This is a genomic window from Gallaecimonas xiamenensis 3-C-1 (assembly GCF_000299915.1).
GTDB classification, from domain to species: domain Bacteria; phylum Pseudomonadota; class Gammaproteobacteria; order Enterobacterales; family Gallaecimonadaceae; genus Gallaecimonas; species Gallaecimonas xiamenensis.
In genome coordinates this window covers 1-12940 of record NZ_AMRI01000020.1, presented here as the reverse complement: position 1 = coordinate 12940, position 12940 = coordinate 1, and the positions used below count along the sequence as shown (strand labels likewise).

Genomic DNA, 12940 nt, shown 5'->3' with positions numbered 1-12940 from the left:
CATGGCCGCCTTACTTGAACTCAAGGGCATTACCCGCAGCTTTCCCTCCGGCGACGAGGAAGTGGCGGTGCTCAAAGATGTGGACCTTTGCATCGAAGCCGGGGAAATGGTGGCCATCGTCGGCCAGTCCGGCTCCGGCAAGTCCACCCTGATGAACATCCTCGGCTGCCTGGACAAACCCAGCCGGGGCCAATACAAGGTAGCCGGCCAGGATCTGGGGCAGATGGACAACGACGCCCTGGCCACCCTGCGCCGGGAGTATTTTGGCTTTATCTTCCAGCGCTACCACCTGCTGCCGCACCTGGACGCCACCGGCAACGTGGAAATGCCGGCCATTTACGCCGGCACCCCCAAGGCCGAGCGCACCGCCAGGGCCATGACCCTGCTGGCGCGCCTGGGCCTGGGGGATCGCAGCCACCACAAGCCGGGCCAACTGTCCGGCGGCCAGCAGCAGCGGGTCAGTATTGCCCGGGCGCTGATGAACGGCGGCGAGGTGATCTTGGCGGACGAACCCACCGGCGCCCTGGATAGCCACAGCGGCGCCGAGGTGCTGGCCATCCTCAAGGAGCTGCACCAGCAGGGCCAGACCATCATCATCGTCACCCACGACATGGAAGTGGCGGCCATTGCCGAGCGCATCATCGAGATAAAGGACGGCGAGATCATTGCCGACCGCCGTAACGAAGCGGCCCCGGCCAAGGCCGCCCAGCACCAGGCCAAGGCCGAGCGCCGCTGGTTCGGCCTTTGGGGCCGCTTTAGCGAGGCCTTGAAGATGGCCGGCCTGGCCATGGCCAGTCACCGCATGCGCACCCTGCTGACCATGCTCGGCATCATCATCGGCATCACCGCCGTGGTGAGCGTGGTGGCGGTGGGGCAGGGGGCCAAGGAAAAGGTCATCCAGGACATCAACGCCATCGGCACCAACACCATCGACATCTACCCGGGCTCCGGCTGGGGGGACCGTTTTGCCAACAGCGTCCAGACCCTGGTGCCCTCGGATCTCGAAGCCCTGCAGGCCCAGGTCTTTATCGACAGTGCCACCCCCAACGTCTCTACCAACGTCAAGGCCCGCTACGGCAACGTCGACTCCAGCGCCACGGTGCGGGGGGTGTCCGAGCAGTACTTCCAGGTGGAAGGCATGACCATGGCCCAAGGCCAGGCCCTTGGCCGGGACGACATCCGCAGCCTGGCCCAGGTGGCGATCATCGACAAGAACACCCAAAAGACCCTCTTTACCCAGGGCCAGGACCCCATAGGCCAGGTGATCATCCTCGGCAAGGTGCCCTACAAGGTAATAGGGGTGGCCGAAGACAAGGACAGCGCCTTTCGCTTCGACCAGAACCTGCAGATCTACGTGCCCTACACGGCGGTGATGAGCCGCATGCTCAGCCAGCACTACTTCAGCTCCCTGACGGTGCGGGTAGCGGACGGGGTGTCCAGCAAGCTGGCCGAAGAAGGCATCACCAAGCTGCTCAGCCAGCGCCACGGCAGCAAGGACTTCTTTACCCGCAGCTCCGACAGCATCCTGCAGGCGGTGCAGAAGACCACCTCCACCATGACCCTGCTGGTGTCGTCCATCGCCGTCATCTCCCTGGTGGTGGGGGGCATAGGGGTGATGAACATCATGCTGGTGTCGGTCACCGAGCGGACCCGGGAGATCGGTATCCGCATGGCGGTGGGCGCTCGCCAGGCCGACATCCTGCAACAGTTTCTTATCGAAGCGGTGCTGGTGTGCCTGGCCGGCGGCAGCATAGGGGTGGCCCTGTCCCTGGGCCTGGGGCTGCTGGCCAACGCCAGTGGCGGCGCCCTGCCCATGAGTTTCTCGGTGGCGTCCATCGTCGGCGCCTTTGTCTGTTCGTCCCTGATCGGGGTGGTGTTCGGGTTCCTGCCGGCCCGCAACGCCGCCAAGTTGGACCCCATAGAGGCCCTGGCCCGTGAATAATGCCAAGTTTGTTTTATCGGCCCTGGCTTTGAGCCTGGCCCTGGGCGGCTGCGCCCGCAGCGACTACCAGCGGCCCCAGGTGGAACTGGCGGCCAATTGGAGCCAGCCTCTGTCCGGTAAGGCCATGGTGGCCGGCGAGCGCTGGTGGGACAGCTTCAATGACCCGGCCCTGAGCGCCCTTATCGACCAGGTGCTGCTGGCCAACAACGACCTGGCGGTGGCAGCCCTTAAAGTGCGCCAGGCCCAGTTGCAGTCGGGGATTGCCGACTTGAACCTGACCCCGGATGTCAGCGCCGGCCTTAGTGCCAGCCGCCAGAAGCCCTTGGACGGCGGCGACGCCAGCAGCAGTTATTCGGCCAATGTCAGCCTGTCTTACGAGCTGGATCTTTGGGGGCGGCTGGCCAGCGTCCGGGACGCGGCGGCCTGGGAAGCGGCGGCCACCGAGTACGACCGCCAGGCGGCGGCCTTGAGCCTGGTGGCTACCACCGCCCAGCTCTATTGGCAGTTGGGTTATCTGAATGACGCCATCAAGGTGGCCGAGGCGGCCCTGGCCAATACCCAAAAGACCCTGTCGTTGGTGGAAGTGCGCCTGGCCGCCGGCGCCGTGTCGCCCCTGGAGCGTTACCAGGCCCGTCAGTCGGTGGCCAGCCAGCAAGCCGCCCTGACCCAGCTGCGCCAGCAGCGCTTCGAGGCCCGCACCGCCTTGGCAGTGCTCTTTAACCAGGGCCCAGAGCAGCGCCAGAGCGAGCCTGCCAGCTTGCCGGCGTCTTCCTTGCCGGCGGTCCCCGCCGGGTTGCCCGCCGATCTCTTGGGGCGCAGGCCCGATCTGCAGGCGGCCGAGCTGCGCCTGAAAAGCAGCCTGGCCAATGTGGACCAGGTGGCTACCAGCTTCTACCCCACCCTGAGCCTGACCGGGGCCCTGGGGGGCAGCTCCGATGCCCTTAAAACGGTGCTGGACAACCCCATTGCCAGCCTGGGTGCCGGCCTGGCCTTGCCCTTTATCCAGTGGCAGCAGCGTGACCTCAATATCAGCGTCGCCGAAAACCAGTACCAGCAGGCGGTGGCCGGTTTTCGCCAAAGCCTCTATGGGGCCTTGAAGGAAGTGGAAGACAGCCTGTCGGCAAGGGCCCGTTACCAGGCCCAGGGCCAGGCCCTCAATGAGGCCCTGGACGCCGCCAAGGCGGCGGAGCGTATCGCCGAGGTGCGTTATCGCACCGGCGCCACCGGGGTGCAGGACTACCTGGACCAGCAGGACAGCCGGCGCAGCGCCGAACTGGCGGTGGCCCAAAACCGCTTTAACCAGCTCGGTAACCTGATGACCCTGTACCGGGCCCTGGGGGGCGGCGCCGAGAAGGCTCCGGCCCAAGGTTAAAAAAGGCTGCCATCGGCAGCCTTTTTTATGGGGGCGTCATCACCTGCTCAAGCTTTGCCAGCACCTCGGGCCCCGGCAGGCCGTGGCGCTTGGCGGCCAGATAATGGGCGGAAAAGGCCGCCAGCCAGGCGCCAAGGCGCTGGCCGTTAAGCCCTTCTCCCGCTTGTTCCAGCAGCAGCGCCGCCACTTCGGCGGTGCACAGGTGGCCGTCCTGGTGCTGGTTTCGCAGCAAAAAGCCCGACAGCAGCTCGCCGTCGATGGCGGTGACCGGATAAGGGTCCAGATAGCGGCTGGAGCGCAGCATCTTGGCGGCCTGGGGCCAGGTGGCATCGAGGATCAGGAGCTTGACCGGGCCGGCACCTGGCAGCGGCGCCAGGCGCGCCGGTGCCACATAGTGGCTGGGAAAGACGATGCGGGTGGTCTCGTCCAGCCAGTCAAGGAGCGCCGGGTCTGGCTCGGTGCGGTGCCAGGCAAAGGCGCGGGTACTGGGAAGCAGATCGCAAATAAGCTTGCCGGTGTTACTGGGCTTAAAGGGCTCGTTGCGGTGCATCAGGAGCCCGAACTCCAGGCGGCTTTTAAGCACCCGGCGATGGGGGCACAGGCAAAACTCTGGCACCAAGGCGCAGCCCTCGCAGCGCACCACCTTGTGGCCACGGGCAAGGTAAGGCCGCTGGCTTTGGGCCTTGAGGCGCTGTTTGAGTTCCAATACGGCGTTCATGGTGCTCCCATAAAAAAGGCCCCTGTCGGGGCCTCTTTTTCGCTAAGCCGGGGGCTTAGAGGCGGTCCAGGATGGACTGGGTGAAGTCGGTGGTGGAGCCGGTGCCGCCCAGATCGCGGGTGGTACGGTCGCCAGAGTCGATGACTTCGGTCAGGGCCTTGCGGATCTTCTCGGCCTTGTCCTGCATGCCCAGGTACTCGAGCATCTGGATGGAGGCCAGGATCACGGAGCTGGGGTTGGCGATGTTCTTGCCGGCGATGTCAGGGGCAGAGCCGTGCACCGCTTCGAAGATGGCCGCGCCGGCACCGATGTTGGCGCCAGGAGCCATACCCAGGCCGCCTACCAGGCCGGCGCAGAGATCAGAGACGATGTCGCCGAACAGGTTGGTGGTGACGATCACGTCGAAACGCTCGGGGTACATCACCAGGTTCATGCAGCAGGCATCAACGATCATCTCTTCGAACTGGATGTCGCTGTAGTCCTTGGCCACTTCACGGGCCACTTCCAGGAACAGGCCGGAGGTGGTCTTGAGGATGTTGGCCTTGTGAACGGCGGTGACTTTTTTGCGGTTTTCGCGGCGGGCCAGGTCAAAGGCGAATTCGACGATGCGCTTGGCGCCGTCGCGGGTAATGAGGGACTTGGCTTCGGCCTGGGTGCGCTCTTCGTTCACCACCTGGCCGGCACCGGAGTACATGCCTTCGGTGTTTTCACGGACGGTGATGATGTCGATGTTCTCGTAACGGGCCTTGGTGCCTTTGAAAGACAGTACCGGGCGCACGTTGGCGTACAGCTGGAACTGTTTACGCAAGGACACGTTGATGGAGGTGAAACCGCCGCCTACCGGGGTAGTCAGAGGGCCCTTGAGGGTGACCTTGTTCTTTTCAATCAGGTCCAGGGTGGCCTGGGGCAGCAGTTCGCCAGTTTCTTCCAGAGCGGCAAGGCCGGCCTTGGCAAAGTCGTATTCAAAGTCGCAGCCCGCCTTGTCCAGGACTTTCAGGGCTGAGTCGATAATATCGGGGCCGATACCGTCGCCAGGGATAACTGTGATGCGTTGTTTGCTCATGGTGCACTGACTCCGTGCATTTGCATGCTTGATTCTTTATAGAGAAGAGGCGACCGGAAATGCCGCCGCGTTAAACGGCCCTTGGGCCCCTGTGAAGCGCGATTTTATAGCACATTTTCCGGCACTTCTCTACCGCTGGCCGCCAGACAGACTGTCAGCTTGTCGTTGCCAAGCAGCGCTTGACAGCCCCTGAGATGGCCCAGGGGCAGCGCCGTTGATAGACTCGCTCCAAACCAAAAATGACAGGGATCCCCATGATTCTGCGCTCCTTGCTGTTAACCGCCCTGCTCTCGGGGCCGGCCCTGGCCCAGGGCCGGCCCGTCACCCTCAATGATCTGATGGACTTCAAGGCCATCGACAGCCCGGTGCTGTCCGATAACGGCCAGGTACTGGCCTTCAGCGCCCAGCCCGACCGGGGCGACGCCACCGGTGTTATCCGCCTCACCGACGGTAGCCGCAAGCTGACCGTGGAGCGGGGCAGCAAGCCGGCCCTGACCCCGGACGGCCGCTATGTGGCTTTCTGGCAGCAGGCGCCCCTGTTTGACCGCCTCAAAGCCAAGGCCAAGGACAAACCGAAAAAAGCCCTGGTGGTGGTGGACACCCAGTCCGGCGCCCAGCTGCGTTTCGACAAGGCCAGCGCCTTTGCCCTGTCCGACAAGGGCGGCCGCCTGGTGGTAGAGGTACTTAAAGCCGGCGCCGACCAAGGCGACGGCAAAAAGGCCAAGGACGAAAAAGTGCTGTTGCTGGTGGACATCAGCAGTGGCAGCCAGCAGGAGCTGGGCAAGGTAGCGGCCTTTGCCTTTAAACCTGGGACCGGCGACCTGCTCTACGCCAAGGACCCGGTCAAGGACCAGGCCGAGACCAAGGGCGAGCTGCGCCTGCTGGCCGACAAGGACCGATTGCTGGACAGTGAAGAGGGCAAGCTCTACCGGGACCTGACCTTCAGCAAGGACGGCAGCCGCTTTGCCGCGCTGCGCGGCAATCAGGGCGACGAGGAAGAGAGCCGGGCCTTTGAGGTACTGCTCTACAACGGCAAGCTCAAGACCCTGTCCACCCCGGACGACGGCTACTACATCGGCGCCGGCAATATCCTGCGCTTTACCGAAGACAACCGCCGGCTCTTTGTGGGCCGAAAGCCCCTGCCCAAGGCCGACACCCGGGTCACTCCCGAACTCAACAGCCCAAGCGACGTCACCAACATCGACAAGATTTTGGCCAGCCGCAAGCTGCGGGTTTGGCAGGGGGATGACCCGCAAATCAAGCCCCAGGAAGCCAAGACCTACAAGGCCCGTAAAGACCACCTCTACCTGGCGGTGTTCCACCTCAACAATGGCCGCTTCGTGCAACTGGCCGACCAAACGGTACCGGACGTGGCAGCCGGGGAACAAAGCGGTTACCTGCTGGGCTCCACCGACCAGCCCTACCTCAAGGCCACCACCTGGAACGGTTTTTACCGCGACTACTACGGGGTCAACCTGTCCACCGGTGAAAAACGCCTGATCGGCGGCCACCTGGGGGCGGCCCCCAGCCTGTCTCCCCAGGGCCATTACGCCGTGTTCTTCGAGGCCGGCAACGTCAAGATGGCCGACCTTCGCCAGCAAAAGGTGCTGAACCTGACCCAGGGCCTGCCGGTCGGTTTTAGCGACGAAGACCACGACTACCCCTCAGAGGCCCCCGGCTACGGCTTTGGCCCCTGGTACCAGGACGCCTCCGGGGTCTTGGTGTACGACAAATTCGATATCTGGCGTTTCGGCACCGACGGCAAGGGCCAGAAGCTCACCGCCAAGCGGGCCGACAAGCTACAGCTGCGGGTGGTTACCCCGGATCCGGACCAGCCTTATGTCAGCAAGGGCCAGGCCCTGTTGCTGACCGGCTATTCCGACAAGGACAAGTACACCGGCTTTTTCCGCCTGACCTTGGGCCAGGACGGCGTCGCGCCATTGTTGCTGTCCCCCAACAGCTACCAGTTTCTGGCCAAGGCCAAGAAGGCCGACACCTGGCTCTTTACCCGGGAAAGCTTCAGCGAGTTTCCGGATATCTGGGTGGATGACGCCAATTTTCGGGCGCCCCGTAAGCTGACCGACGCCAACCCCGTTACCCAGGAGTTGGCCTGGGGCCAGCCCGAGCTGGTGCATTGGCGCAATCTGGACGGCCAGATGCTGGACGGCGTACTGATCAAGCCTGCCGGTTACGACCCGGCCAAGCGCTACCCGGTGCTGGTGTACTACTACCGCTTTATGAGTGACCGCCTCTATCGTTTCAACGAGTTCAAGGTCAACCACAGGCCCAACTTCGCCTACTACAGCAGCAACGGCTACGCGGTGTTCCTGCCCGACGTACGCTTTGCGGTGGGGACCCCGGGCAAGAGTTCGGTGTCGGCCCTGGTGCCTGGGGTGCAAAAGCTTATCGACATGGGGGTTGCCGATCCCAAAGCCATTGGCCTGCACGGCCATAGCTGGTCCGGCTACCAGACCGCCTTTGTGGTAACCCAGACCAACATCTTTGCCGCCGCCGCCGCCGGGGCGCCGGTGTCAAACATGACCAGCGCCTACTCCGGCATGCGCTGGGGCGCCGGCATCGCCCGCCAGTTCCAGTATGAAACCGGCCAGAGCCGTATCGGCCAGAGTCTCTATGAAGCCCCCGAGCTCTATATCGAGAACTCGCCGGTGTTCTATGCCGACCGCATCAAGACGCCGCTGCTTATCGAGTTCGGTGACAAGGACGAGGCGGTACCCTGGGAGCAGGGCATCGAGCTGTACCTGGCGCTGCGTCGCCAGAACAAGCCGGTGGTGATGCTGCAATACGAGGGGGAGCCCCATCACCTCAAGCAGTACGGCAACAAGCTCGATTACACCATCAAGATGAAGGCCTTCTTCGACCATTACCTCAAAGGGGCTCCGGCCCCGGCCTGGTGGAGCCAGGGCGAGCCTTACCAGCCGCCCCCCAAGGCCAAGAAAAAGGCCGAGGCCAAACAACAAGACTGAGAGAAGCGGCCCACGGGCCGCTTTTTTTGGTTAAGGATTGAGCGTTTAAGCAGAGGGTGTTTTGGAAAAGCGCCTGTTATCCGCCCTGGGCTGGGTCCATCTTTACAGGACAACCCATGTCAAGGAGGACTTATGCTCAGTGAAGCCGATGCCGAGCAGGTGCTGATACGCTTGCGCCAAGCCATCAACGGGGTGGTCTGGGCCACCCCGAAGTTTGACCCGGACGCCCACAATATCTGCTTTATCAACCTGGAGATGCGGGACGGTAGAGAGCTTATCTACTACTCCTTTTCCAACATGAGCCGGGTGTCCAGCACTCGCCAGGCGGCTCTGACCGGATTGGGCTACGAACTGGTACCGGACGTCAGCAATCACCTCAAGTTTTGGGCCTGTGGCGGCATGGGGCAGTACCATACCGAGCCGCGCCTGGTGAACTATGTGTTCTGCCGCCCGGGGCACCTGGAAAATATCCGCCGGGCCCTGATTGTCACCGAGATTGACTGCTGTGGTAGCTGTATGAACAACACCATCTCGCCCTTTGTGGAGCAGTATCCGGATATCGATATCTACACCCAGGAACACGGCGCCGTGCCGTCACAGGGGATCAGCCCCAGCTTCCAGCATTTCACGGTATGAAAAAGGCGCCTTAGGGCGCCTTTTGTTAACGGGGCAGGGCCAGGGTCTTGACCCGGGTGCCGGTGATCACCTTTTCGAAGTCTTCCTTGGCCCTGTCCAGCCAGTACTGGTCGCAGTCGGGCAGCATGCGGTTGAGGCTGAAGTCCACCACCAACTGGTATTGGTTGCCCAGGGGGCGGCAATAGTAGAGGTTGTCTGGACGCACCCCATGGTGGCTCCAGCTGAACCTGACCCACTCCTCGCCGGCAAACTGCACCTGTTCAAACTGCTGGGGCAGGTGAACACGGTCGGCTTCGACGCAGCTGTCGATGTAGTCGCCGTATTCTTCCTCTACCTGGGCCAGGTGGCCGGGATCGGCGCTGCCGTCGAGAATGCTCTGGTAGTAGGCGTCAACCCGGGCCGGTTCCGACTGGTACTGGCGGGTGGCACAAAAGGCCAGGGCTTTTTGCCTGAGCTGCCAGTTGTGGCCCCCTTGGGCCTCAAAATACTGCTGGTAGTCGCTTTGCAGGTAGTGGCTGAGGGCCGAGGTGTCGGCGCCGGCCAGGGGAGCCTTGAGCTTTTCTACGGTCCAGATGGCGGTAACCAGGGTAAAGGGGTCGTGCTGATGCTTAAACCAACGGGGCTGGCGGTACTGCCAAAGGGCCGCCTCGACGGTGACGTGGCGGTGGCCGGTGCGCCGCTGTTGGCCGCTCTCCACGGCGTTGGCATCGAAATCGCTCAGATCCACAAAACGTGGGTAACGTTTGGGGTCGGCGTTATCGATAAGGCTGCCCGGCTGCAGTATGTCGATGTGGGCAAAGCCGCAGTCTATCTGGTGGTGTTCGCTGTGGTCGAAATCGGGACCCCCATGGGTCCCGTTTTGAACCAGTTTGTTCTTCAGTGCTGTGAGCAAAGTCAGCTTCCCTTGGGCAGGTACTTGGCGACCATCCTGGCCCTGTCGTGGTTACCTGTCATCACCAATTGGTGATAGTAGGTCTCAAGGCCCAGGTAGGGCAAGGTATGGGGGCTGGCCAGGCTGTTCTCGCCGGCGACCAGGCCGGCAAAACGCAGGGAACGCACCAGGCCTGAGGGGCTGAGATCGTTGCCACCGGCCAGGTTGGGCACCATGTCGAAGGGGTTGTTGCGGCTGGACACCACCTGGATCATGGCCTGCTGGCAGACCAGCCTTGCATCACCCATGTTACAGCCCACGCCGTGGAGGCTGACCTTGTGGCAGTTGAGGGGGGTGCCTATCTCCTTGAGGTGGACCCTGACCGCCCGGGCAAAAATGATGGCCCCCTGGCTGTGGGCTACCCAATGGGTCTGCTGGCCACGTTGCTGGGCTTCGTTGAGTACCGCCGCCAGGTGATGCACGTTGTGGCTAAAGCCGTGGATGCGGCCGGCGGCGCGTTTGTCAAAGCCGCATTCGAGCAGATCTTCCTTGGCGCTGTCGCTGGGGTTGTGGAACAGGGTGTAATCGTCGAAAGACTGGCCCTTGTAGGCGGTGTCCAGGTGGGTCCCCATCAGCCAGGTGGCCTTGGACAGCTCGTTGAGCATACCGTTGACGGCGGCGTGGCGGGTTTCAACCCTGTGCACCGGCTGGGGGGTGGCGTTGTCCCAGTTGTCCATCAGCTTGTTGACGATTTCCCGGTCGGTATTGGAATTGTCGAAGCTGGCGTGGCCATTGCGTTTGACCCGGTACAGGGCGTTACGCTCCATATGACTGGCCCCTTCCTTGACACCAAGCAGGCGCTTGTCAAAGAGGATGTCGTTAACCACTATGCCGGGGGCGGCGACTGCAAACATCACCAGGTAGTGATAGCCCTTGAAGGGGTATTGGGAGCGGCGCATCCGTTGAAAGGCGTTCTTGCGCTGAGCGGATACATCCGGGGCATTGGGATCTTTGCAGATGGCGATGATCTCTTCGATCACTTTGATGCGGTCAAAGTCATTGAGGCTGCACAGCATCTGGAAGGCCTGGTGCTTGAGCTTGAGCCTGCCGTCCAGCCAGGTGGACAGCTTGGCTGGCAGCTTCTTGACCCCAAGAGGCCTTTCCTTGTCGCTGTCGAACAGTTTTGACAGCTCCGGGTATTGTACTGCTTCACTCCAGCTGACCAGGGTATGGGCAGCCAAACTGCGCGCTTGCGTAGAGATCATCTGACGAGACATAGTGCCTTCCTTGACGGGATTCATCCTTGATGTGGCGAATTCTCAGTCAAGTTGGCTGGGTGCGCTATGGCATATCGGACTTACGCATACTTCAATACGCAAGTCGGCAAATTACGCCCTTGGGAGCCGGGTCTACTTAAGGTAGGACTTTATCACCTGCAGCATCACCGCCGCTTCCTGTTGGCGCTTGTCGCCATCCGATTCTTCCACCAAATGATCGACCAGATGCCCTTCGATGACGGCAGCCATCAGGCCGTTAACGGCGCCCCTTATCGCTGCTATCTGCTGCAACACGGCCGTGCAATCCTGGTCCTCGGCCAGCAGCTTTTCCAGGGCCCCGGCCTGGCCCTGTATGCGCCTGACCCGGGTCAGCAGTTTGGCTTTGTCCTTGATGGTATGCATGGGGTGGGCCCTCTCTATGATACTGGGGGGTAGTATTTTTATACTCGGGGGGAGTATCCTTGTGTCCAGAGTATAAAGCGTGACGGACCCCTGATGGAAACCTTCTCAACCCTGCTGGCCCAAGGCAACGCCTGGCTGTTTATTCCCAGCGCCATATTGCTTGGCGCTCTCCATGGCCTGGAACCCGGCCATTCCAAGACCCTGATGGCGGCCTTTATCGTGGCTATCCGTGGCACCCTTGGCCAAGCGGTGCTGTTGGGCCTGGCCGCCACCCTGTCCCATACCCTGGTGGTGTGGGCCGTGGCCATGACCGGCCTCTACCTGGGAGGCAACTGGAACGCCGAGCAGACTGAGCCCTATTTCCAGCTGGCCTCAGGGGCCATCATAGTGCTGGTAGCCCTGTGGATGGCCTGGCGGACCTGGCGTGACCAGCACCACCATCATCATCATCATCATGACCATGACCATGACCATGACCATGACCATGACCATGACCACAGCCATAGCCATCAACAGGGCGGTCTGGAACTGGCCCTGGCCCAAGGGGAATACCAGGATGCCCATGAAAGGGCCCATGCCTTGGATATCCAGCGCCGCTTTGCCAACCGCGAGGTGACCACAGGGCAGATAGCCCTCTTTGGCCTGACCGGCGGCCTTATCCCCTGTCCCGCTTCCATCACCGTGCTGCTGCTGTGCCTGCAGCTAAAGAAGGTGGCCCTGGGAGCCACCCTGGTGCTCAGTTTCAGTGTCGGCCTGGCCTTGACCCTGGTGGCTTCGGGGGTGTTGGCGGCCTTGGGGGTGCGCCATGCTTCAAAGCGCTTTGCCGGTTTTGGCGACTTTGCCCGCAAGGCGCCGTATTTCTCCAGCCTGCTGATCGCCTTGGTGGGGCTCTACTTGGCGCTGCTGGGTTGGCAGGCCTTGCCTTGATCACAGCCATGAAAAAAGGCGCCCTAGGGCGCCTTTTTTGTCTATCAGCGAAGCTTATTTGACTTCTTCACCGGCCGCTTGCTTGTCGGCGTGGTAGCTGGAGCGTACCAGGGGGCCACAGGCGGCGTGCTCATAGCCCATGGCCATGGCGTCGTCGTGCAGGGCGTCAAATTCGACCGGGGGCACGTAACGGGCCACCGGCAGGTGGTGGCGACTGGGTTGCAGGTACTGGCCCAGAGTCAGCATGCTGACCTTGTGGTCGCGAAGGTCCTGCATCACCTGGCGGATCTCGTCGTTGGTCTCACCCAGGCCCATCATCAGCCCGGATTTGGTGGGCACATTGGGGTTGCGCTCCTTGAAGCGCTTGAGCAGTTCCAAAGACCATTCGTAGTTGGCACCGGGGCGGACCATTTTATAAAGGCGCGGTACGTTTTCCAGGTTGTGGTTGAACACGTCCGGCGGAGTCTCGCTGAGGATATCCAAGGCGATGTCCATGCGGCCACGAAAATCCGGTACCAGGATCTCAATCTTGATGTTGGGGCTGTACTTGCGGATGGCCTTGATACAGTCGGCAAAGTGCTGGGCGCCGCCGTCGCGGAGATCGTCCCGGTCTACCGAGGTGATCACCACATATTTAAGCTTCATGTCGCGGATGGTCAGGCCCAGCTTTTCCGGCTCTTGGGCGTCGGGGATCAGGGGGCGGCCATGGGCCACGTCGCAGAAGGGGCAGCGGCGGGGACAGATGGCG

At 62.2% G+C, this 12940-nt stretch carries 11 protein-coding genes; 5 read left to right on the top strand and 6 right to left on the bottom strand.

Annotated features, from left to right (window positions below; all coding sequences use genetic code 11):
* Nucleotide 1 precedes the first annotated feature (1 nt).
* Both B3C1_RS13600 and B3C1_RS13595 read left to right on the top strand, forming a co-directional pair.
* Nucleotides 2-1942: a MacB family efflux pump subunit gene (locus B3C1_RS13600; RefSeq protein ID WP_008485512.1), complete on the top strand. Its 1941-nt coding sequence runs from the start codon at nt 2-4 to the stop codon at nt 1940-1942.
* On the top strand, nt 1935-3314 hold the full coding sequence (locus B3C1_RS13595; protein WP_008485511.1) for an efflux transporter outer membrane subunit: 1380 nt from the start codon (nt 1935-1937) through the stop codon (nt 3312-3314). Before B3C1_RS13600 ends, B3C1_RS13595 begins: the two co-directional genes overlap by 8 nt.
* A gap of 25 nt (nt 3315-3339) precedes the next feature.
* Here B3C1_RS13595 and B3C1_RS13590 read toward each other — a convergent pair whose 3' ends face one another.
* Nucleotides 3340-4032: a tRNA-uridine aminocarboxypropyltransferase gene (locus B3C1_RS13590; RefSeq protein ID WP_008485510.1), complete on the bottom strand. Its 693-nt coding sequence runs from the start codon at nt 4030-4032 to the stop codon at nt 3340-3342.
* 55 nt (nt 4033-4087) lie between these two features.
* Entirely contained in the window at nt 4088-5095 is a 1008-nt protein-coding gene (locus B3C1_RS13585) for an isocitrate dehydrogenase (RefSeq protein ID WP_008485508.1), read from the bottom strand.
* A gap of 254 nt (nt 5096-5349) precedes the next feature.
* Between B3C1_RS13585 and B3C1_RS13580 the strand changes: the two genes are divergently transcribed.
* Together B3C1_RS13580 and B3C1_RS13575 are read left to right on the top strand one after the other, a co-directional pair.
* Entirely contained in the window at nt 5350-8079 is a 2730-nt protein-coding gene (locus B3C1_RS13580) for a S9 family peptidase (protein ID WP_008485507.1), read from the top strand.
* Nucleotides 8080-8211: 132 nt separating this feature from the next.
* Nucleotides 8212-8715 carry a hypothetical protein gene (locus B3C1_RS13575; RefSeq protein WP_008485506.1) on the top strand — a complete coding sequence of 168 codons (504 nt, stop codon included), beginning with the start codon at nt 8212-8214 and terminating at the stop codon, nt 8713-8715.
* A 25-nt stretch (nt 8716-8740) separates the two neighbouring features.
* On the opposite strand, the gene B3C1_RS13570 is transcribed toward B3C1_RS13575, so the two are convergent.
* The 3 genes from B3C1_RS13570 to B3C1_RS13560 all read right to left on the bottom strand — a co-directional run bounded on the left by B3C1_RS13570 (nt 8741) and on the right by B3C1_RS13560 (nt 11265).
* Nucleotides 8741-9607 (bottom strand): hypothetical protein, encoded by an 867-nt coding sequence (locus B3C1_RS13570; RefSeq protein WP_008485505.1) that lies wholly within the window; start codon nt 9605-9607, stop codon nt 8741-8743.
* Between the two features lie 2 nt (nt 9608-9609).
* Entirely contained in the window at nt 9610-10863 is a 1254-nt protein-coding gene (locus tag B3C1_RS13565; RefSeq protein WP_156804546.1) for an alpha/beta fold hydrolase, read from the bottom strand.
* Nucleotides 10864-10995: 132 nt separating this feature from the next.
* Nucleotides 10996-11265: a metal/formaldehyde-sensitive transcriptional repressor gene (locus B3C1_RS13560; protein ID WP_008485503.1), complete on the bottom strand. Its 270-nt coding sequence runs from the start codon at nt 11263-11265 to the stop codon at nt 10996-10998.
* Nucleotides 11266-11358: 93 nt separating this feature from the next.
* Between B3C1_RS13560 and B3C1_RS13555 the strand changes: the two genes are divergently transcribed.
* On the top strand, nt 11359-12192 hold the full coding sequence (locus B3C1_RS13555) for a nickel/cobalt efflux protein RcnA (RefSeq protein WP_008485502.1): 834 nt from the start codon (nt 11359-11361) through the stop codon (nt 12190-12192).
* Between the two features lie 54 nt (nt 12193-12246).
* Here the strand turns inward: B3C1_RS13555 and lipA are convergent.
* Nucleotides 12247-12940 (bottom strand): lipoyl synthase (gene lipA / locus B3C1_RS13550; RefSeq protein ID WP_008485500.1); only part of this gene is annotated, 694 nt, incomplete at its 5' end.

Bases quoted from the DNA above. Each gene is read 5' to 3' on its own strand.
- B3C1_RS13580 (WP_008485507.1), top strand. From the start codon at position 5,350: ATGATTCTGCGCTCCTTGCTGTTAACCGCCCTGCTCTCGGGGCCGGCC.
- B3C1_RS13600 (WP_008485512.1), top strand. From the start codon at position 2: ATGGCCGCCTTACTTGAACTCAAGGGCATTACCCGCAGCTTTCCCTCC.
- B3C1_RS13555 (WP_008485502.1), top strand. From the start codon at position 11,359: ATGGAAACCTTCTCAACCCTGCTGGCCCAAGGCAACGCCTGGCTGTTT.
- B3C1_RS13590 (WP_008485510.1), bottom strand. From the start codon at position 4,032: ATGAACGCCGTATTGGAACTCAAACAGCGCCTCAAGGCCCAAAGCCAG.
- B3C1_RS13575 (WP_008485506.1), top strand. From the start codon at position 8,212: ATGCTCAGTGAAGCCGATGCCGAGCAGGTGCTGATACGCTTGCGCCAA.
- B3C1_RS13565 (WP_156804546.1), bottom strand. From the start codon at position 10,863: ATGTCTCGTCAGATGATCTCTACGCAAGCGCGCAGTTTGGCTGCCCAT.
- B3C1_RS13585 (WP_008485508.1), bottom strand. From the start codon at position 5,095: ATGAGCAAACAACGCATCACAGTTATCCCTGGCGACGGTATCGGCCCC.
- B3C1_RS13560 (WP_008485503.1), bottom strand. From the start codon at position 11,265: ATGCATACCATCAAGGACAAAGCCAAACTGCTGACCCGGGTCAGGCGC.